This window comes from Flavipsychrobacter stenotrophus (assembly GCF_002954265.1).
Lineage (GTDB): Bacteria > Bacteroidota > Bacteroidia > Chitinophagales > Chitinophagaceae > Flavipsychrobacter > Flavipsychrobacter stenotrophus.
This window is the reverse complement of record NZ_PPSL01000003.1, coordinates 920,910-941,935: the sequence shown is the minus strand read 5'-3', so window position 1 is coordinate 941,935 and position 21,026 is coordinate 920,910. Positions and strand designations below refer to the sequence as shown.

Sequence of the window (21,026 nt, the reverse complement as noted above, 5' to 3'; positions counted from 1 at the left end):
GGTAAAAGTAAAAAGTATAGCGTAAAAAATAAAGCGAAATCGGGAACATTGACCGATATCACTATGTTTAAAGGTAATGGTTTAGGGTAAACAATGAGGGAAAAGGGTGGATTTTTTAGGTTAATTAAGATAGCAGGCTATCTTAATTAACGTATGGAATTCGATTAATTGCATCTGTTATCATTTTGGTCTCACTTTTAGATAACGTATTGGTATCCGCTGCTAACGCCTTTTTAAGCTTATTAAAGTAAATGACCGCTTCATCTTTTAGTAGCACTGAATAAAATAAAGTCTCTTCTTTTGTTCTCATGCTTACTTCAATTTTAAAGTAGCCTCTCATATTTAACTTATCCAAACTATAGCTCTTACCCATACTGGTTTTTACATATCTTTCAATGTATGTAAACATTTCGTCCGATACGGTACAAACGCGCACGTTCTTGGCCCACCATCCGGTAAGAGCAACTGTGTCATCTATTTGCAGACCATATCGATTAATTACAACTGCAGCTAAAGGTCTATCGCAGCATGGCTCCAGTTGCTGAAAAACAATGCGCGCAATGGGTGCTGTCTGGCTATACGAATTGACCGCGAAAAACAATAAAATGTAAAATGGGATGAAACGTTTCATAGTATTCTGTTTATGTGTTCCTATACACGAACAATATGCAATTATAGGATATTAAAGGAAGTTCAGCCTAACTAAGAGCCACACCGCTATCTATCCCTTACAAAAGGAATTCCATCAATAGCATCCACAATCTTTTTTACCTCTTTTTTATCGGTTAGAGTTTTGTCAGCGCGCAAAGTTTGTTTGAGTTTGTTGAAGTAATGGCCAATTTCCCCTTTCTGCAAAAACGAATAACGCAACAGCTGTTCTTTAGTCCACATATTTACAGCAATTTGAAAAGGGACACCGCGGCTGAGATCTGCTCTATGATAGATGGTGTCCATATTTGCAGTCACAAAATGCTCAATACATGTAAACATTTTGTCAGAAACGCTATAGGTAGGCTGATTGGTGGCCCACCCTAAACAACGACACGAATCATCTAATAGCTGACTACTACGCTTAATATGAATAGCCATAGGCGGCTTGTCGCAGCAAAAGTTTTCATTGAGAAAAGAAATGCACACTATAGGTTTTGCCTGGGTATATGCATTGGGTATAAAAAATAAAAAAGCGCAAAGAGTGATCAACGTTTTCATAGTTCTATGGTTATGTACTCTTGAACCCTAATAAATATGCAAGGTATCCATACGATGGAAACTTCAAACTATTTAAGTATTTAGTGACTCACCGTGTCCACTTTTCTCAGCCACCCCAACACCCGTTCTCTATCAATGATCCATTTGCCTGTTGCATATTTCAACTTAAAAGTATCTCTTGATGACGCAAAAGGGCCGGGGTTCTGCTGTATGATAATTATAGAGTTACTGTCAGCCGCTGCAATAATAGCTACATGCCCGTACGAGTTACCGGCATGCCCATCAAATATCAGGAGGTCTTCGGCTTGTGGCTTTGAGCGGCTACCATTCATGAATTGCATCAATCCCCGTTTTGCATTGAATGAACTATCTGCAAGCAATACATCAAAAAAGTCTTTAGCGTTGCCAAACGCATCGGGCATTTTATGGTTAAGGCGTTGGTAATAATAACGCTTTACAAACTCTACGCACTGATGCTTCATGCCTATGTTGTAACCATCGGGGGCAGTATTACGTCCATCGGTATGCCCTACCATGCCATTGTAGTAGACCAGCACTCCATTAAGACTATCTACTGGCTGGCCAAGGGTATACTTCGTATTGGGGTTGTAACTGCTTTTATTGAGATAGTACGCTGCAATACCACCAAGTAAAAGAACAGAAATGATAACTACCAGGGCTATTTTATAGCTGCGCTTCATAAACTCAAATAATGATCACCAAGTTAGATAATATTATTCATTTAGTAGATAATACCACCTGTACTGGGGTGCAAATCAAATTGTCGCACTTGATACTAAGCTATTTTACCAGCGCAACTGCGCGGACATTGCCCCCTCGCCTTTTGTCATAGTGAGTGAACAATTGCTGGCACCAAGCCCTTTGCAGATGACATGGGTTGTATGCAACTCACCCAAGTTGGTCATTGGCAGGAACGAAGCAATCTAGTATCTGGACGTATTCGTTTTGTGCTAACTATGCAACAATACCATCTACTAACGCAAAGTACCAACGGTTAGCTTTGCGCCGAACCAGGTTGGGGTGAAACTTAATGAATCAGGATTTGAAACGTGCTACCTTTTACCGGCACATGCCTCGTTCAAAAAGATATCCACATTTTGTTAATGTCCTTTTCCGTGAAAGATCCTGGTTGTAAATTGCACCGAAAATAACCTTTTCATCGAGTGAACATCAGGTCTATCCGCTGATCTGTTAGATCAGGTGTTCACGCATGAAAAACACCAATTCAGGAGCAATCCACCGGCAGAAATTGGCGGAAACTGGTGGAAAAACTGCGGAAAACTGCGGAAACTGGTGGTTTTCGAAAACCGGTAAAACGATTGCCTGTTGGGCTATACACCGGAAACGCATCAAAAAAAACTGCCGGAAACGCAAAAAACCGCCACTGGCGGAAATCACTCACACTCATTTGGTCTTTAATCCATACACCATTACTTTTGTTCATATATGCGCCACTTCTTAACACATACCTGCTTATTGCTTGCCATACTGTATGCACCACTTTATGCGGGGGCACAGACTAATGACAAGCTGACCGGCTATGGACTGGGAATGAACATGTTTGCTTAGCGGGTGATCTAATTACAATATCTTTATCCCACACAAATAAATAATTCTCTTTACTATGAAAATAAGAACCCTGTCTATACTCCTATTTATATCTATGATATTATCTACCGATGTACAGGCTGCATTTCCTCTATTTACAAGCAAACAATTAATAGCAGACACTCCCATTGTTGCCCGGGGTGAAATATTAATAGCTCCGGGCCCTGCACAACGTAAAAAGGCCACAGGGCATAACGGGGCAGGCAATAACGGCCAACCCACATATAAAAAACGGAGTAAAGCAAGTTTTTTAGCTTTGATAGGCGCCATACCATTTCTCTCAGTGGCAATGGGCCTGCACCGTATATATCTCGGCTACTACACGCAGGGGCTGATAAGATTGGCTAGCCCATATTTACTAATTGCACTTATGGGCATAGCAATGGCAATGAGCCCCGCAGCCGGCCTCCTGTTTGCTGTGATATTCGTAGATGTCTACCTTTTTCTAATTATTTGGCAGATAGTTGACTCTGCACACATAAGCAATGGCAAACTACAGCCAAAGCATGGAAAATACAGGGATAGAAAAACTGTCAACGATGATGTGAAATAATTGCCCATAGACGACTTCATTACCACCTACAGGTGTAAAGCAATATTCGTTTTTGGATAAAATTACATACACCATTACTTTTGTTCATACATGCGCCACTTCTTAACACCTACCTGCTTATTGCTTGCCATACTGTATGCATCACTTTATGCGATTGCACAGACAAATGACAAGCTTACCGGCTATGGACTGGAAGTGAACACTTTCGCAGGTCATGTAATCAAACATTCGGCTAAATTTCACCTGCCGCTACCCGACCTTTCGACCGGCGTAGACGTGAACATGGTGTATAAATGCAGTGGCCGAAAGCAATGGGAAGGTTGCCGTAAATACCCCACGCTGGGGCTCGGTTTTACCTACACCAACTATGGTATAGATTCTGTTTATGGTCGTTGCTTTAGTTTGTACCCCAATCTTACCATACCTCTTATAACAGGCAAGAAAATAGAGTGGACCATACGCATAGGTGATGGCATAGGGTATGTGACAAAAAAATACAGCCGTAACCCTATTTCAGACACGCTGAACAATGCTATAGGCAGCCATATCAACGACTACGCCAGCTTTAATACAGACCTCAGGTATAAAGCCAATAAGCATTGGGATTTTCAGATAGGAATGAATTTCACCCACATCTCAGATGCGTCTTACCATCAACCCAACCTGGGCATTAATTTGTATGGTGCACATATTGGCATCAGGTATTTTCCCGTATCGTCAAAACCGGAACATCTGCCCTGCAAACCGATGCCATTTTCTCATCGCATATTACTACAGGCAAGACTGGGCATAGCCTTCAACCAAATAGAAGCCCCACAGGGACCTACGTATCCTGTATATCTCACATCGCTATACGCCAGCAGAAGATGGAAAGGCAAGAATAAGATGTATGCAGGGCTGGACTATTCTTATCACGAAGCCATTTATGCCTTCGAACGTAATAACGAAGCCGACCCCGGCAAGGAAGCCGCCAATAGCTATAAGGTCGCTGTAATAGCAGGGAATGAGTTTCTGTTTGGCCGTGTAGGCATAATACTGCAAGTAGGCTACTACCTTAAAGAAGCAGCACTGAAGCAAGATAAATATTATCAAAAAATAGGAGGACATTACTACCTGGTGCAGAAAGAAAAAGGCCCCATAAAAGAGTTCTTTCTTACAGGCTTTTTGAAGACCCATAAATCTGTAGCCGAACTGGCTGAGTTTGGATTTGGATTTGGATTCTGATTCTGATTCTGATTCTGTTGTAACTCATACCTATCTTTACACTACTCTTAAGCATACCAGCAGATGACCAAAATATCATTGCCCGATACAGTAGGCCCATATTGTGCCGAATATACAACACCCGAAATGCCCGTATTGGCCGCCCTGAACAGGGAAACCAATATGAAGGTGCATGGTGCGGTAATGATATCGGGCCACATGCAGGGTATGTTTCTGCAAATGATGAGCCAGGCAATACGACCTAAATACATTTTGGAACTAGGTACTTTTACCGGCTACTCCGCTATTTGCCTGGCACAGGGTTTACAACCAGGTGGCTTGCTACATACCATAGATGTAGATGAAGAACTCGAGGACATGGCTGTAAGGTACTTTGAGGAAGCAGGACTGAAAGACAAAATAGTTACTCATATTGGCAAGGCGGCCGAGATCATACCGGCCCTTAAGGAAACTTTTGACCTGGTATTTATTGACGCAGATAAAAACAACTACGATCTCTACTTCGACCTGGTAATAGATAAACTTTCACAGGGCGGTTTTATTCTTGCCGACAATGTGCTGTATGAAGGAGATGTACTGCTTCCTGCTGAACAACAGAGTAAAAATGCAAGAGCCATGCAGCGGTTCAATGACAAGATACGCGCTGATGACCGGGTGGAACAAATTATGCTGCCACTAAGAGATGGCATGATGATCATCAGAAAAAAATAATCATCATGAAAAATCTGCTTTCCCTTATTGCCTGTGCCCTTGTATGTATTGTATTAGTACAATACAGAGTGAGTAATATCAAGCCTGGCGAACCGCTGAAGATCACTTACTGGGATGCCAACGGCTATTACCTGTACCTGCCTTCCATACTTATCTATCACGACTATAAAGAACTGAAATGGGTAGACAGTATTGATAATAAGTACCATGTAACAGGCGGCAATGGCGTGCAGGCAGAGAAAGCAGATAATGGTAGTTATGTCTTTAAGTACCTGGGCGGAGTGGCCATCATGGAGCTGCCTTTCTTCTGCGTGGGCCATTTTATAGCTACTCACTCCCACTACCCTCCCGATGGCTTTTCACCCCCATATCAATATGCGCTTGGATTCGGCATTATCTTCTATAGCCTGCTGGCATTGCTCATGCTCAGGAAAATATTGCTGTTATACTTTGATGATAAAGTAACCGCAATAACTATCCTGTTACTTACACTTGCATCAAACTACATACAATATGCAGCTGTAGATAGCGGAGAAAGCCACGCCTACATATTCCTGCTCTACACTTTGGTGCTTTATGCTGCCTATAAATGGCACAAACAGCCATCTATAATTTGGGCGTGCATCACAGGCCTTATCTGTGGTTTTGCAACCATGAGCCGCCCCACGGAGGCCATCATTATATTCATACTGATCTTCTGGAACACTCATACCAAAGAAACAGCGAAAGCAAAATGGCAGTTAGTTAAACAGCACAAAACACACATTTTATATGCTGCATTGCTTGGCCTGCTAGGCGTACTGCCGCAGTTACTTTACTGGAAAGCGGCCACAGGTCACTTCATCTACGATGTGGGCAGCAAATGGCAGTTTCTTAATCCTTACTTCAGGGTATTGTTTGGATTTGAGAAGGGATGGTTCATCTATACACCTGTTACCCTGCTATTCATTGCCGGTATGTTCTTTATGAAACCATACCCGTTCAAAAGATCTGTACTCTGGTTTTGCCTGCTCAATATATACATCATCATCGCCTGGGATGATTGGCGCTACGGCGGCAGCTATTCTACCCGTGCATTGATACAGAGCTACCCTGTGTTTGCGCTACCGCTGGCAACCCTAACCAACAAGGTCCTGCAACAAAAATGGAAACCTATCTTCTACCTTGCAGGGTTGTACCTTATCGGTGTCAATTTCTTTCAGCTGGTTCAGTACAACAAGACCATTCTGCACTTCAATGATATGAACAGGCGCTACTATAGCCACATATTCCTTAATCCATCCCCCCCCACACCGGCAGATATGAGCCTGCTGGATAGTAATGAGTTCTTTACCAATGAAGAATGCCGACATGCACCCGTGCTAGCAATAGACTCCCCAAAAGTTATTCATGCGGATGCAGGACAACCTGCTATTCTTGCAGAGATCGCCGACAAAGGTGGCTATGATAAAAAGTATTGGCTTAAGGTCAGTGGTGTTGTAAAAACTAAGGATGTTTGGCAAACCTACCTCAATGCAGATGTGGTGATGGCCAATGGTATTAAGCATGCCCACGTACGGTTATTTAATGCCATTAGCCAACCCGGGGCAGACAACACTTACACATTTTGGATGAGTGTACCTGACCATGCAGGCGTTAAGAGCATAAAACTATATATCACCAGTCCATTTACCTTTAATGGAACCGTCTCTAAATTAGATATTGATGCCTATTATCCTGCAGAAAAGTAAAATACGGAAAATACTACTTCCACTCCAGCATATTGAAATCGCTTACCAGTCGGCAGATATTGCCATTGGCATCATAGCCAATATAGGTAGCATACAGACCGTCACCGTAACCGGTAGAGAAGATGGCCACATTGCTGTTCTTCCCTTCCCACATTAGCCACGCACGGGTATCTTCGTAAGTTTCGTTGAGCTGCTTAGATACGGTAGAAAGTTCCGCATCTTCTTTGTATAGATTATCGTAATCAGCGTAGCCGGAGGTATCCATAAAAGATCCTGTACCAGACTCTACGCTATAACCAAATATTTCACCTTTTTCCAGCTCGTTCACGTCCTGTCCATCGGTTACTGCATATTCCCACTTTACGGGCTTGGTATCAGCAAATTTTATCCTTGCGAAACCAATACGTTCATCGTCATTAATGGCAGCCAGGGCTACCTGTACAGGAAATTCGCCTTTAGGGAAATCGGTAGTAAATGGTTCTTCAAGATAAAGGGCCAGCGGATCGCAGGCATAGATCTTACCATTCTTTATGTTCAATCTGCCTATATCAACCATTGTAAATTTCAGCGCATCTCCATCGGGATCCTTCGCTGAAAAACCTGTAGTGAAAGCATCCTCCAGGAATGCAGGTGCTTTTATCTGGCTCATGGTTGAAAAGTATTAAACGGGAATGAAAGTAAATTAAAGGCCGGTAATGCAGATTCCTACAGATGCAGGAGTAAGTGCCGGACCGTTATTTTCTTTAAATACATTAGTAATGTTGTAAGAACCGAATATAGAAAGGTTACCCCATCCTATACGTGCTGTTGCAGCAAAGTTCCATGGACTATAGTACCTCTTTGTATTTTCCTTGTACTTGATATTAGTTCCACCTACCGATGTCAGTTCCTTAGTATGTGCACCAATGAATGCACCAACAGTTACACCCAATGCAGCTTTGAAGCCCTTGTTGCGGTTCTGCATATTGCTGAAATAACGTAATTCGAACGGCGCCTGCAGATAGGTAGTATTCACCTTATAGCGCTTACCCGGTGTAGGATCGTTGATGATGCGTGCAGCTGCACCCAAAGCTCCTGTATCATTGTTTACCAGCATTTGCTTGTCGAGGTAAACAACAGACGTATTGATACCAAGACCTGTAGCGAAACTCATGTTAGACTTCTTGATAGGAAAATCGTAACACAGGTATGCATTGAATACATAACCCAGTGTTTTAGTTTTTACGCTATCTGGCTTGTTCATCCAGTTGTTGTACCCGATCTGTATCATCACGAAATCGCGCGATGGCTTTATAATAGCAGGTGTGGCATTCTTATACAACGAAGCAGTACTGTCTTTTGAGTATTTAACGTCTTCGCCACTCCCGTGAACAGAAACAGAACCTTTCTGTGCGAATAAAAGGGATGACTGTATGAACAGCAAAGACAATAATGCGACACGTTTTAGCATAATTCTGGATTAGTGTGCAAATATAATAGCTGTATCATGGAAAATTTGTTAAAATATATTCATAAATGGCTCAATAGCTTAATCAACAATGTGAAAGTGTGAAAATGTGAAAATGCGGGAATGCAAACGGCAAGATAACAGCCGTGTATTTGGTTTCTTATTCTTTATTTTGCAATTAACAACAACTCACTACGTGGAATTTAACGATGAATATTTTATGCGCGAAGCGCTGAAACAGGCGCAGCTGGCATTTCATGCAGGAGAAGTGCCGGTAGGTGCAATAGTAGTTTGGGATGGGAAAATAATAGCTCGGGGCCACAACCAGGTAGAACAGCTTAATGACAGTACCGCACACGCAGAAATGATAGCGCTCACCGCTGCTTTCAACCAATTGGGCAGTAAATACCTCCCAGAGGCGACTCTTTATGTGACCGTGGAGCCTTGCCTTATGTGCTGCGGCGCAATGTACTGGAGCAAAGTAGCCCGCATAGTATACGGCGCAGACGATGTAAAGAATGGCTATCATAAGACTACGGGAGACAACTGGCCCTTTCACCAGAAAGCTGACCTGACAAAAGGAGTACTGGCTAATGAATGCGCTCAATTGATGAAAGCGTTCTTTGCAGCATTGCGCTGATTAATGGCTGAAACACACTTATACAAAGAATGATCACAGTTGCAAAGTGCGACGGGTTATAAAAGTGCGGGCGGCTAATTTAGCAGTCCAAACAACATTCATGAAGCTCTTCTTCTTTCTACTTGTAAACACATTTATTGTTACTTCCTGCAGGCCAACAGTAAATAATGACCTCACCCGATCGCCCCAATCCAAGCCGCTGGCTACTAAAGAGACTGACCCTACCCTGGGTTACTGGAAGTTGGTAAAACACTTTGAGGGTAACAGCGCAGATACATCGGTAGACTCTACCGAAAGAGTTCAGATCACTGATAGCACGTTCGTACTCGAGAGGGGTGGCAAAGTAATTTTCATTGACACGCTGCAAGAGGCAAACTATTTCCCTAATGCCCCAAAACACCAATATTTTGAATTGAAAAGCAAACACAACAGCTATAAAGTACGTTTCCCTGATGACTACTCGTTCATGTATTGCAACATAAACGGCAACGACGGTGTAAGGAGAATCTACAAAAGGTGCAACTGATTGCGGCCACACACTTACATTAAATAATAGCACACTTATATAATTTTGCAAACATGCAATGGCAATATGCATTACTTTGCAACACTATTCATTTAAAACCATTCTAAAAAACAGGAATTTATGAAAAAAATGATCCTTTCAGCAGCCATGCTGCTATTAGCTAGCCAGGCATTCTGTGGCGTTACCCTCCGTTACGAAAACCGCGACTCTAAAAAAGTAACAATGACGAGCAAAATGGACGGCAATGAAAGAGAAGTAACATTTGACAATGCAACTTCGTCTGTAACCATACAAGGCAGCGGAACAAAATGCGTTATAGAAACCAAATGTGGCAAAGTGGAACTAAAAGATGGCGATCATGTGATCATTAAAGATGGCTGCATCAAAATGAATAACTAATCCATTATTGTTCGGTTAAAGCTTTCATGTTTAACCGTTCGTGCAGCATCTGCCTCACCGCAGATGCTGTTTTTGTTTTAGATAGCCGTACTCAGAATGTGGCTATCTTTGGCGTCTTATAGACTTATAATAATGCTCTATACCTTCCACAAAACTACGGCAACACTGGCCTCCTTAGCAGAAGACAAACCCACTGAAACAACAACGGGGGCAAAGAAAGTATGCCTGTTGAAACGCGCTGATAAGATCTTTGCGTTTGCAGCACTATGCCCACACTCAGGTGCCCCTATGTGCGACGGGTGGGTCGACCCGCTTGGACGTGTGGTATGCCCTTTGCATAAGTATCGCTTCGATCCGGCTAATGGACGTAATACCAGTGGGGAAGGATATAAAATGACTACGTTCCCTGTAGAAATAAGGGATGGAGCAATTTATGTTGGTTTGTTGAACACATTGTGGCAAGCTGAAAATGAGCGCCTGAATACTGACCTCAATGCACGTGATAAAGATAAAGACGATGACATAGACCGGTGGTAAATGAAGAAGTACACACTTTTCATCTTCCATTAACGACAACAGCCTGCATCTCACGATACAGGCTGTTCTATTATTAGGTCAATAATTAATCTCTGCTGCGGCTTCTACCTTTGCTACCGCCATAGCTGCCACCACTTGAACTTGGTGGTCTGCTGCCATAAGAGCGCTCTCCGGTGAAACGTCCGCCACCGCCTGGCTTAGCATAAGGGCGACCTTCGCCACCACTACCGCCTCTTGGCTGATCTGCTTCTTCAAGACGAACCTTACGGGTCTTGAATTTTTTGTTTGACAAATGTTCCTTTATGTATTCAGCTGCATCAGTTGGTACATTAAAGAAGCTGCTCATGTCACGTACGGTAATACGATCGATCATGTTGGCTTCAATATCTGTAGATTCAGTGATGAACTGCAGCAAACGCTGTGAGTTCAAGCCATCTTTTTCACCAAGGTTGATGAACAGACGGGTAAACCTGCTGCCACCGCTATTTCCTGCTGCACCACCCTTGCGCTCAAAACCTGCATTCAGGTCTTCAGAATCAGAATAGGCATCAATTGTATCCTTCAGTTGCAACCAGATAAGTTTACGAATAAGTTCGTCCTTGTCCACGTTAGCGAACTGGTCGTGCATAGAATCGTAGTAGATCTTAGCAAATTCGTCCTTAGGTTCAGCGTTAGCAATCTGCTCCATGTAGAAGAACAAACGCTTGCGTACTACTTCAGCACCATCAGGTATATCTGTCTTGTGGAATTTCTGCTTAACCAACCTTTCTATCTGGCGGATATTACCTATCTGCTTAGGAGAAACGATAGACATACAAATACCTGATTTACCGGCACGAGCGGTACGACCACTACGATGCGTGTATACTTCAGGATCATCTGGCAATTCGTAATTGATTACGTGAGTAATGTCATTTACGTCAATACCTCTTGCAGCAACATCGGTAGCTACGATAGCCTGTAACTGGCGGCTCTTAAAACGCTCCATTACCTTGCTACGCATCTTCTGATCCATATCGCCATGCAAAGGACTCACATGGTAGCCCATCTTCATCAACTTTTCAGACACTTCCTGGCAATCTTGCTTGGTACGTGTAAAGATGATACCATAGATACCCGGAGCGAAATCTAGCAAACGACGCAATGTTTCGAAACGGTTGTGGTGATTAGCTACAAAATACTGATGGTCGATATTCTCATTAGTAACATTGGCTGCTGCTACTGAGAATTCCTGCCACTCCTTCATGAAGCGCTTAGCTATGTTACGCACATCATTGCTCATAGTTGCCGAGAACAACCACGTCTTCTTTTCAGCCGGAGTATTCTTCAATATAAGCTCAATATCTTCACGGAAACCCATGTTCAGCATCTCATCGGCCTCATCGAGAACGACATACTGAAGGCTTTCTAAAGATATTGCCTTACGCTCCAAAAGGTCTATCAACCTACCCGGAGTAGCCACTATAACCTGTGGATTGGCACGCACATCGCGTATCTGGCCCATAATAGGCACGCCACCATATACTGCTGCTATACGCAAGCCACGCATCTGGCTGCCGTATTTCTGCATTTCTGTCTGTATTTGCATACACAATTCACGTGTAGGGCTCAATACAAGGCATTGTACAGATTTTATATTAACATCTGTATGGTGCAACAAAGGAAGTCCGTAGGCGGCAGTTTTACCTGTTCCTGTTTGTGCAAGGCCGATGATATCCTTCGGCTCCGATAAAAGATAAGGTATGACTTTCTGTTGAATTGGTGTTGGCGTTTCAAACCCGAGGTCTGCTAACGCCTGTTTAAGCTCTTCCCGCATTGGGAAGGAAGAAAAAGAATCCATTAATAAAGAACTTTAAATATATGAAGCCGCAAAGTTACGTTTAAATATTGACAATTACAGTGCGACTAAAGCTTCTGAACGTATTTTAACTTATACATAAATAACATGATTAATATTTCTCTTCGAAAGATTGTGGCATAAATATTGCTACAGGTTGTAGAAAAAATTCGATAGTGTCTATATTTTAATATCTTTATGCATAAATAAATAACTCATCTAAATATGAAGCAGCTGATTTCTATTTGCCTTTTACTATCATTAAGTACCGGGGCTATTGCCCAGCAAACAAATTCAAAAGAGAATACAAAAAAACAGTACAGATCAAAACCACCCGTTTGTTATATAGGCTTCAGTATGGGTATCAACAACCCTTCAGGCGTACTTGGATTTGATGTGAACATACCCCTTACCAGCAATGTGACCTTAGATGGCGGCGCGGGAACAAGTACCTGGGGTAACAAATTATATGTTGGCGGGAAATATTATCTCAGATCTCCCCAACGCGGATTTGCATTTGGCGGAGGACTTACATTTAATTCAGGTGCCGATAATTTCAAAACCAGGCTCGAGACAATATACAACGACAGGCAAGAAGTTACGCTTAACTTAAAGTCGCAAGCTAATATATTCCTCGGTGCATATCACTACTGGACAGTAGGTAAATACAATAACCGTTTCTACCTGGAATTAGGCAGATCTATACCATTGACAGGTGTTCATTTTGAACAGATCAATGTAAATGGCAATCCCATTACAGAAAATAGCCACAAGGCTGTTAATATTTTAGCCCCGGGTGGATTTATGTTCGGGTTCGGCTTCTCGTTCGCGCTGTATAATAAGCGCAGCGGCATGTAATACAATTTTCATATAAATATTGAATAGCATACCAATTTGATAGACTTTATTTAATAATCTATAACTTTGCCCTCGCCTAATAAAAATCAGTTTGAAATCTTCACTTATTTTATTGCTCTATACATTGGTGTTTTCCTCGGCTCTGGTTCTAACACCAATAGCCGCCAAATGCCAATCTGCGGATAGTGCGCCGGCAGACACCATAGCCAGCAATAGCAATAATGATCTCATTATAAAACGCCTTCCCTTCCAACCAAATCCCAAAAGGGCTGGCCTTTATTCGGCTATACTGCCTGGCGTCGGCCAGTTTTATAACAGACAATACTGGAAGATACCGGTTATATATGCCGGCCTTGCAGTAGCCGGATATTATTTTGTTGATAACCTCAATAATTATCAAGCATTCAGAAAAGCATACATAGGCAGGATAAATAACCCATACCCTACTGATAAGTATGTAAACATCTACACTCAGGATCAGCTACAACAACTGCAAAATGACTATAATAAATTTCTTAACCTTACTGTGCTTTTCACGGGGGTAGGATATACTTTACAAGTACTTGAAGCAATAACTGGTGCCCATTTAAAGAACTTCGATATATCGCGTGACATATCACTAAATGTGCAACCGGTAGTTTACCCGAAAGCCTTGGGAATAGGGCTTGCGGTGACATTGAAATGACAATACTGTGAAATATCTATAATTCCATCGACAATTATTTTTTCACATTATCAATAGTACTACTGGTTAATAAATTTTAACAAAATAAAATTTCCATTTTCCCAACGAAAGCAATTGTTCTTACGTCTTTATATGCAACACACCAATTTTAAAGTTTCTATACAATTATTACTACTCTAACGTTTTCTTAAATCACCGATCATGAATATTGGCTTAGCTATTAAATCCATCAGAAAGAAATTATCTATTACTCAGTATGAACTTGCTGAAAAGTGTGAAATTTCTCAAACCTCTCTATCGCAAATTGAAACCGGCGTAAAGCGCCCTAGTCAGAGGACAATAAACAAAGTATGTCAGGTATTGGATATCCCTGAATCTATTATCTATATAGTAGCGATGCAGGAAGCAGATGTGCCAGCAAGCAAAAGAGGCATATACGATCTTGTATACCCTTCTATTAAGAGCCTTGCACTACAAATGGTAAGTGCAGAGCACATCAACCTGGTAGGTGAAATGCAGAACTAAAAACGTATTCAATTATACAACTGCCCAATGCTTTTCAATGAGCATTGGGCAGTTTGCTTTATACCGATCCGCATTCACTACCTCTGATCAATAAGAGGCTCATAACACCATTAGAGAATTAGTTCGTTTGCATACATGCGTAGCTACCTCAACATTACCAACAAACCTAATTCACCATTTTACTGTGGTATACAAGAGTACTTTCACCCCATCACTTTTTGAAAGTACTAAAAACGTGAAGTTATCCACCAAACTGAAATGTAAGATCATGGATTTCGTGCTTACGTGCCAACTACTATCTTGTATAAACTATCTTTACAACTATGCATACTTACAGCCAGGCATTTTATGCGCTGAAAGAAGAATTAACTCCCATGTATGATGAGCGCGAAGCCTCGGCAATAGCCCATGAAGTAATGCTGCATGTAACCGGCCTTGACAAATTGGAACGACTGGTACACAAGGACAAAGAACTTACAGGGGAACAGCAGACCTTATTCACACAAGCCTGTATAGACCTGCTAACCGGCAAACCTCTGCAATATGTAACTGGATCGGCATGGTTTATGAACAGGGAATTCATAGTCAACGAACATGTACTTATTCCGCGCCCAGAAACAGAAGAACTGGTACAGTGGATCATTGATGACAATAAGAAGGAAAATCTAACGATCTTCGATATAGGCACTGGCAGTGGCTGTATACCTATATCGTTAAAGCTGGCACTACCTGCAGCTATAGTTACTACCTGCGACATAAGTGAAATGGCCTTAGAGACTGCCGCCGCCAATGCGAAGAAACTAATGGCCAACATCCATTTTATAGGGATGGATATACTTGACACAGAGCAACAAAATAATACCGGCGTGTACGACGTAATCGTATCTAATCCCCCGTACATTCCTGTTGCTGAGAAGGCTAACATGCACAGTAATGTAAAGGACCATGAGCCCGAAATAGCTTTGTTTGTTCCAAATGATGATGCTTTGCTATTTTACAGGGCTATTGCACAATTTGGAAAAACGCACCTTGCTGAAAAGGGATTCATATATTGCGAATTGGAATCATCGCACGCGCAGGAGACAAAAGCACTATTTGAACTGATGGGCTATAGCAATGTAGAGATGCGCAAGGACATGCACGGCAACTGGCGCATGCTGAAGGCCCAAGAATAAATACTACAATAAAAAACTATGAGTTTCAGGTACAGTAAAAAAGACAGAAGTTTTATCAGCGCATTAGTGCTGGTACATGCTGTATTTTTCCTGCTGGCGCTGCACTATACCCGTATATACATGGGCGACTCTTATGAGTATATCTATGAAGCGATGAATATAAAGAACTTGTTTTTCTTTTACAGCGGCAACCCGGCTATGCCCATTCAGCCGGAGTATATGACGCAAAGGCAACCATTGTATCCATTATTTCTTAGCGGCGTTTATCTTTTTTCAGTGAACAACTGGATAGTATTGGTGTTGCAAAATTTGATCTCAATAGGTAATATTGTTTATGCCCGAAAACTATTCCTGCATCTCGGCTTTAACCGCAGATATGATTGGCTACTGCTTCTATTAGTAATAGCCAGTCCATCGCAATTTATCAACGCCAATACCATTGCGCCTGACATACTGCTACAATCATTTACACTGCTCTACTTTGGCCAGTTTATAGCGTTATATAAAACCCGCAATCTTCGCCATGGGTGGTATATGTGTTTGTGGTTGATAGCAGGACTATTTGTGAAACCTGTGCTATACCCTTTCGTTTCCATTCACTTTCTTACGTTGTTCATTTTGTTTCTCCGATGGAACATCAAAATGCAGAGACCATTACTTATCATGTCGCTACCTGTTTGCGTAGTACTTTGCTACAACTACAGTAATGAACTGCGTACCGGCAAATCACACTTCTCCAGTAACCAGTCATTTAATGCCATTTACTATTTCAATGCCTATTACACCGCAACACAGGGTGCGGACAGCGCTGCGAAATTTCTGGCAAATGAGCGGGCAGACATTGATGCATTTCCGGAATATAAAGACAGATATGATTATGCCAATAACCGAGGCATAGCACTCCTAAAAGAACACTTTGCTCCTTACATGCTGTTTCACCTAAAAAGTGCAGGCCGCATTTTTATTGATCCGGGGAAAGCAGAAATGGACCTGTTTACAGGCCATCTTACTTATGGCGGATTGTATTCAAAACAAAGCACAGGTCTTGCTACAACAATGAAAGAAAAAGGCATTTCAGGGCTCGGCAGTTATTTATCTGCCAATAGGTCTATGATCTTTATCATCCCTATACTCCTCTTCAACTTATTAAGGCTCTGCGGTATGGTGTTATTCTTTTTTGACCGATCTATCAATAAACACATCAGGTTATCTGCACTACTGCTTTTATTATACTTTGCAGTGATTGCTGGCCCTATAGCCAATACGCGGTATTTTCTACCCGTGTCACTCATTGCAATCGGATGTGCAACTATTGGCATTTCTTCAACCCTTCAAAAGCGATTGCAAGTAAAATAGATGAAGACCTCTAATAAATACACGCCTTTTTTTGTGTCGGCCATGCTGATGTGGATAGTGCTGTACTTTATATACCCTGCCTTTCAATATTATGTAGACCCCGACGGCACTGCATATCTGACAATTGCACGCCGGTATGCGGAAGGCGTTTATGTGCAAGCTATAAACGGATACTGGAGTCCCTGGAGTTGCTGGCTTACAGCGATTCTTATTAGATATGGGTTGCAACCTATACCTGCCTCAGTTATTATCAACACACTTGGCGCCACAGGATTTTTATATATCACACAGTCATTCCTACTAAAATTCGATGTTGCAAGTAAACTACAGTGGTGGTTCAATGGAGCACTGGTTGTATTTCTTTGTTATGCAGTATTCGCACAGTCTTTCGATGATCTTTGGGAATGCTTTTTTTTACTTGCTGCACTAAGAATCATGCTTGCAAAGAGCTTCACTACAAAACCGGAACTTTGGATAGGAACGGGGTTCATTGGCGCATTAGCCTACTTCGCCAAAGCCTATTCATTTCCATTCTTTATTTTAAACATATTGTGTTGTGTTTACCTATTGTCTGAAAACAAACAACAATGGCTAAAAATATCTCTCACATGTATAGCAACAATGCTATTGTTCAGCTTCCCATGGATCTATGCACTGCACTACAAGTATGGCATATGGACAACATCAACTGCTGGTTCGCTCAACATGTCCTGGTACCTGGTGGGGCACCCTTACTGGACGGGCAACATCAAACACTTATTGCCTCCCGCCTACCCCGATAGTCCATATTACTGGGAAGACCCTTATGCATCTAACGGAGTCACACCGCACTTCTGGAGTTCATGGCATTTGTTTGGATTACAGTTTGTAAGAATAGGGATCAACTTATTCAGGTTGCTGATAAGTTCATTGCAGTTGTCTATATTCTTTACGGTGACCGGCTTAGTAGTATTAGGTGCGCTTCGTCGCCGTAAGCTATGGTCGAATTACCCCATAGCCATTCGGGTAATTGCATTATCATTCCTTTTATTTCCGCTAGGTTACCTGCCCATAAACTTTGAGTCTCGTTATTTGTGGTACATGTTGCCAATTAGTTTGGTGCTGATAGATTACATAGTAAAGCGAAACATACCTTTTCTCACCAAAAGAACGGGTTTGAACACCATCTATGCGATGCTTGCGCTTAGTCTTACTGTTTATCCTATTGCCCAAATATGGAAAATAGCCAACTCCGGTGCCGACAGAGATGCACAAATGGCGAGTGCACTGAAAGCAAATGGTATACGTGGTAAATTTACCAGCAACCTAAATACCTCCAGGCAAATGCAATCGGTAGCGCGGATAGCCTACTTCAGTGGCAATTCATACTACAGCATTCCGTACCCCGACAAAGTAACCTCAGAAGAGCTGCTTAAAGAAATAAGGCGGTACGATATAGATTATTACATTGTCTTTGATGAAAGCAGATCAGGCATGACAAGAGCGCTCATAAATGAACAGGGAAAACCTTTTCCTGAATTGAAGATGCACAACATTACAGGATTGAAGATATACCGCATCAAAGACTAGTGTTTTGCATCAATCTACCAAATGATTGCGGGCATGATTTTAGAGTTATTATAGGTTGAATATTGCATCCTAAATAATAACTAATGCCAAACACTAACAAACTAGAAACACACCAAAATATTCTCAGCGATATCAATCCCCCGAACGGATGGTTTACAGAAGAAGATATTCGCAATAGCCCGAACAAGGCCTATAATACCACCCAGGAATTTATAACCTATATTGACAACACGCTACCACAGGCTACCAAAAAGTCGGAAGACCTTATGGATCAATTGGCGGCTCAGCAAGATATAATGGTTAAGGTAGCTTATTTGACAGTAGATGTCGATGCTACCTATCATATCTTTTTATTGGTGAGCCTGCACGACTTCCACTCGCCACACATGCAGGCAGCAAAATTGCTCGTTGAAAAATTTACAGACAATTCACTCGACCTGTCTATAAGATCCACTTTCACAGTAGACCGAGAACAATTCATGTCTTATGCAGCACCTGACCATTTCAAATTGAAACACATAAGGAGTATAGAAAGAGGTGCCAACCCTTTTTCAGATAACAAAATTTAGTATTTTTACATAAATTAGTGGTTATGACTGTGATGGCAATTAAAGAGCTGAAGAAGCAGGTAAAGAAAAGCATTGATCTTGCCGACGATACAACTGTAAGAATGATCCATGCCATGCTGGAAGTGCAGCAGCAGGATAATGAGGCAGACGCTTTTGAGGAAGAAATAGATCGTCGTTTTAAAGAAATGGACGAGGGAAAAGGCATTATTCTCACCGTTGATGAATTCATGACAAGAGCAAAAAACAGACATGAAGCTAAAATAAAGCCTGCTAAATGAGTATAAATAAATACTCTTTTTTCTTCCATCCTGAAACTGATGCAGACTTTGATGAAGCATACACCTGGTATAAAGCACAAGATGCAAATCTTGGGGAAAGATTTGCAACACAGATCAGTCAAAAACTAGACCAGATTCTGGCTTCTCCAGAAATTTATGGCGTAAAATTCAGGAAAACTTACAGAGAAGCATCGCTCAAAGACTTCCCATATACGATAGTTTATAAAATACAGCCCGTTAAGAATCTTATCTTCATCTCTTCCATCCATCACCAAAAACTGCATCCTAAAAAGAAATTCAGAAAGTAAAATGGCCACGTAGTAGTAATTAATTATACCTATTACGTCTTATTACTTTTAATATTTCACTTTTAACTTTTAACTTTTTAAAATACCTTTGCACTCGAATTCAAAAAACCATATTATGGCATCTAACAAAATAAATGAATTATTAGGCGATAAAGCCGAGTACTACTTAGGCCACACGTGCCAGACTATTGACAAATCTGCTATTCACTTACCTTCTCCTACACATCTTGATGACGTATGGGGTATCTCAAACCGTAATGTACAGACTTTGCGCAGCCTTAATGGCATTATGTCTCATGGTCGTTTAGGTGGTACAGGTTATGTATCTATCCTTCCTGTAGATCAGGGAATAGAGCATAGCGCTGGTGCTTCTTTCGCTCCTAATCCTATTTATTTTGATCCTGAGAACATTGTAAAACTGGCTATAGAAGGTGGTTGCAACGCTGTTGCTTCTACTTATGGCGTACTGGGTGCAGTAGCACGCAAGTATGCTCACAAAATACCAATGATCGTTAAGATCAATCATAACGAATTCCTTTCTTACCCTAATAAGTTCGACCAGATCATGTTCGGTACTATCAAGGATGCATGGAATATGGGAGCAACAGCAGTAGGTGCAACTATCTATTTTGGTTCAGACGAGAGCGCTCGCCAGATAGTAGAAGTAGCTAAGGCATTTGAATATGCTCACGAACTGGGTATGACTACCATCCTTTGGTGCTACCTGCGTAACGGCGGTTTCAAGAAAGATGGTATTGACTACCATACTGCTGCAGACCTTACTGGACAGGCTAATCACCTGGGTGTAACAATACAGGCAGACATCATCAAGCAGAAATTGCCAAGCAACAATGGCGGTTATAATGCATTGAACTTCGGTAAAACACACAAACTGGTTTACGATAAACTGACTACAGATCACCCGATCGATCTTACCCGTTATCAGGTAGCTAATTGCTACATGGGCCGTGCAGGACTGATCAACTCAGGTGGTGAGTCTAAGGGAGCAACTGACCTTGCAGAAGCAGTAACTACAGCGGTTATCAACAAGCGCGCGGGTGGTATGGGTCTTATCAGTGGCCGTAAGGCATTCCAGAAGGATATGAAGGTTGGTGTTGAATTACTCAACACTATACAGGATGTATACCTGGATAATGGCGTTACGATAGCTTAATTCCCAAAAATGACAATATAAGAGAAGCCCATGATGCATTGTATTCATGGGCTTCTTCTTTAAACAAAATACAGTACTTCACATTTA

26 protein-coding genes are annotated in these 21,026 nt (G+C 41.7%); 19 read left to right on the top strand and 7 right to left on the bottom strand.

Annotated features, from left to right (window positions below; translation table 11 throughout):
- Positions 1 to 142: 142 nt before the first annotated feature.
- The 4 genes from CJD36_RS13975 to CJD36_RS23015 form a co-directional block, all read right to left on the bottom strand.
- The gene (locus CJD36_RS13975; RefSeq protein ID WP_105039799.1) at positions 143 to 631 is read right to left on the bottom strand and encodes a hypothetical protein; all 489 of its coding nucleotides are present in this window, start codon (positions 629 to 631) and stop codon (positions 143 to 145) included.
- 86 nt (positions 632 to 717) lie between these two features.
- Positions 718 to 1,209, bottom strand: a complete 492-nt coding sequence (locus tag CJD36_RS13970; RefSeq protein WP_133162650.1) for a hypothetical protein — start codon at positions 1,207 to 1,209, stop codon at positions 718 to 720.
- Positions 1,210 to 1,289: 80 nt separating this feature from the next.
- Entirely contained in the window at positions 1,290 to 1,910 is a 621-nt protein-coding gene (locus tag CJD36_RS13965; RefSeq protein ID WP_205685607.1) for a CHAP domain-containing protein, read from the bottom strand.
- A 545-nt stretch (positions 1,911 to 2,455) separates the two neighbouring features.
- Positions 2,456 to 2,674, bottom strand: a complete 219-nt coding sequence (locus CJD36_RS23015) for a hypothetical protein (protein WP_133162649.1) — start codon at positions 2,672 to 2,674, stop codon at positions 2,456 to 2,458.
- 2 nt (positions 2,675 to 2,676) lie between these two features.
- Between CJD36_RS23015 and CJD36_RS23840 the strand changes: the two genes are divergently transcribed.
- The 5 genes from CJD36_RS23840 to CJD36_RS13945 all read left to right on the top strand — a co-directional run bounded on the left by CJD36_RS23840 (position 2,677) and on the right by CJD36_RS13945 (position 7,056).
- On the top strand, positions 2,677 to 2,799 hold the full coding sequence (locus CJD36_RS23840; protein ID WP_262497511.1) for a hypothetical protein: 123 nt from the start codon (positions 2,677 to 2,679) through the stop codon (positions 2,797 to 2,799).
- 55 nt (positions 2,800 to 2,854) lie between these two features.
- Positions 2,855 to 3,391: a hypothetical protein gene (locus CJD36_RS13960; protein WP_105039797.1), complete on the top strand. Its 537-nt coding sequence runs from the start codon at positions 2,855 to 2,857 to the stop codon at positions 3,389 to 3,391.
- Between the two features lie 90 nt (positions 3,392 to 3,481).
- On the top strand, positions 3,482 to 4,615 hold the full coding sequence (locus CJD36_RS13955) for an acyloxyacyl hydrolase (protein WP_105039796.1): 1,134 nt from the start codon (positions 3,482 to 3,484) through the stop codon (positions 4,613 to 4,615).
- 63 nt (positions 4,616 to 4,678) lie between these two features.
- Entirely contained in the window at positions 4,679 to 5,326 is a 648-nt protein-coding gene (locus tag CJD36_RS13950) for an O-methyltransferase (RefSeq protein WP_105039795.1), read from the top strand.
- Positions 5,327 to 5,331: 5 nt separating this feature from the next.
- A complete protein-coding gene (locus CJD36_RS13945) occupies positions 5,332 to 7,056 on the top strand; it encodes a glycosyltransferase family 39 protein (RefSeq protein WP_105039794.1) in 1,725 nt (574 codons plus the stop codon).
- A 13-nt stretch (positions 7,057 to 7,069) separates the two neighbouring features.
- On the opposite strand, the gene CJD36_RS13940 is transcribed toward CJD36_RS13945, so the two are convergent.
- Both CJD36_RS13940 and CJD36_RS13935 read right to left on the bottom strand, forming a co-directional pair.
- Complete coding sequence (locus CJD36_RS13940) at positions 7,070 to 7,705, bottom strand: DUF4241 domain-containing protein (RefSeq protein WP_105039793.1); 636 nt, start codon at positions 7,703 to 7,705, stop codon at positions 7,070 to 7,072.
- A 33-nt stretch (positions 7,706 to 7,738) separates the two neighbouring features.
- Positions 7,739 to 8,506 carry an outer membrane beta-barrel protein gene (locus CJD36_RS13935; RefSeq protein WP_105039792.1) on the bottom strand — a complete coding sequence of 256 codons (768 nt, stop codon included), beginning with the start codon at positions 8,504 to 8,506 and terminating at the stop codon, positions 7,739 to 7,741.
- A gap of 193 nt (positions 8,507 to 8,699) precedes the next feature.
- Between CJD36_RS13935 and CJD36_RS13930 the strand changes: the two genes are divergently transcribed.
- The 4 genes from CJD36_RS13930 (at position 8,700) to CJD36_RS13915 (ending at position 10,605) form a co-directional block, all read left to right on the top strand.
- Positions 8,700 to 9,143, top strand: coding sequence for a nucleoside deaminase (locus CJD36_RS13930; protein WP_262497510.1), 444 nt, complete (start codon positions 8,700 to 8,702; stop codon positions 9,141 to 9,143).
- Positions 9,144 to 9,243: 100 nt separating this feature from the next.
- Positions 9,244 to 9,669, top strand: coding sequence for a hypothetical protein (locus CJD36_RS13925; RefSeq protein WP_105039790.1), 426 nt, complete (start codon positions 9,244 to 9,246; stop codon positions 9,667 to 9,669).
- A 120-nt stretch (positions 9,670 to 9,789) separates the two neighbouring features.
- Positions 9,790 to 10,068 carry a hypothetical protein gene (locus CJD36_RS13920; protein WP_105039789.1) on the top strand — a complete coding sequence of 93 codons (279 nt, stop codon included), beginning with the start codon at positions 9,790 to 9,792 and terminating at the stop codon, positions 10,066 to 10,068.
- A gap of 132 nt (positions 10,069 to 10,200) precedes the next feature.
- Positions 10,201 to 10,605, top strand: coding sequence for a Rieske (2Fe-2S) protein (locus tag CJD36_RS13915; RefSeq protein ID WP_161499316.1), 405 nt, complete (start codon positions 10,201 to 10,203; stop codon positions 10,603 to 10,605).
- 85 nt (positions 10,606 to 10,690) lie between these two features.
- On the opposite strand, the gene CJD36_RS13910 is transcribed toward CJD36_RS13915, so the two are convergent.
- Entirely contained in the window at positions 10,691 to 12,445 is a 1,755-nt protein-coding gene (locus CJD36_RS13910) for a DEAD/DEAH box helicase (protein WP_105039787.1), read from the bottom strand.
- Positions 12,446 to 12,667: 222 nt separating this feature from the next.
- On the opposite strand from CJD36_RS13910, the gene CJD36_RS13905 reads away from it, so the two are divergent.
- From CJD36_RS13905 to CJD36_RS13860, 10 genes are all read left to right on the top strand, one after another.
- Positions 12,668 to 13,300: a hypothetical protein gene (locus CJD36_RS13905; protein WP_105039786.1), complete on the top strand. Its 633-nt coding sequence runs from the start codon at positions 12,668 to 12,670 to the stop codon at positions 13,298 to 13,300.
- 91 nt (positions 13,301 to 13,391) lie between these two features.
- Positions 13,392 to 13,985 carry a DUF5683 domain-containing protein gene (locus CJD36_RS13900; protein ID WP_105039785.1) on the top strand — a complete coding sequence of 198 codons (594 nt, stop codon included), beginning with the start codon at positions 13,392 to 13,394 and terminating at the stop codon, positions 13,983 to 13,985.
- 201 nt (positions 13,986 to 14,186) lie between these two features.
- A complete protein-coding gene (locus CJD36_RS13895) occupies positions 14,187 to 14,510 on the top strand; it encodes a helix-turn-helix domain-containing protein (protein ID WP_105039784.1) in 324 nt (107 codons plus the stop codon).
- A gap of 323 nt (positions 14,511 to 14,833) precedes the next feature.
- Entirely contained in the window at positions 14,834 to 15,685 is an 852-nt protein-coding gene (prmC, locus tag CJD36_RS13890; RefSeq protein WP_105039783.1) for a peptide chain release factor N(5)-glutamine methyltransferase, read from the top strand.
- Positions 15,686 to 15,703: 18 nt separating this feature from the next.
- Positions 15,704 to 17,041 (top strand): ArnT family glycosyltransferase, encoded by a 1,338-nt coding sequence (locus CJD36_RS13885; RefSeq protein ID WP_133162648.1) that lies wholly within the window; start codon positions 15,704 to 15,706, stop codon positions 17,039 to 17,041.
- The gene (locus tag CJD36_RS13880; RefSeq protein ID WP_105039781.1) at positions 17,042 to 18,610 is read left to right on the top strand and encodes a hypothetical protein; all 1,569 of its coding nucleotides are present in this window, start codon (positions 17,042 to 17,044) and stop codon (positions 18,608 to 18,610) included. It begins immediately after the preceding gene.
- An 83-nt stretch (positions 18,611 to 18,693) separates the two neighbouring features.
- A complete protein-coding gene (locus tag CJD36_RS13875; RefSeq protein ID WP_105039780.1) occupies positions 18,694 to 19,179 on the top strand; it encodes a hypothetical protein in 486 nt (161 codons plus the stop codon).
- Positions 19,180 to 19,202: 23 nt separating this feature from the next.
- Positions 19,203 to 19,457 carry a hypothetical protein gene (locus CJD36_RS13870; protein WP_105039779.1) on the top strand — a complete coding sequence of 85 codons (255 nt, stop codon included), beginning with the start codon at positions 19,203 to 19,205 and terminating at the stop codon, positions 19,455 to 19,457.
- Positions 19,454 to 19,765 carry a type II toxin-antitoxin system RelE/ParE family toxin gene (locus CJD36_RS13865; RefSeq protein WP_105039778.1) on the top strand — a complete coding sequence of 104 codons (312 nt, stop codon included), beginning with the start codon at positions 19,454 to 19,456 and terminating at the stop codon, positions 19,763 to 19,765. The genes CJD36_RS13870 and CJD36_RS13865 overlap by 4 nt, the downstream gene beginning before the upstream one ends.
- 115 nt (positions 19,766 to 19,880) lie before the next feature.
- Complete coding sequence (locus tag CJD36_RS13860; RefSeq protein ID WP_105039777.1) at positions 19,881 to 20,939, top strand: class I fructose-bisphosphate aldolase; 1,059 nt, start codon at positions 19,881 to 19,883, stop codon at positions 20,937 to 20,939.
- Positions 20,940 to 21,026: the final 87 nt, after the last annotated feature.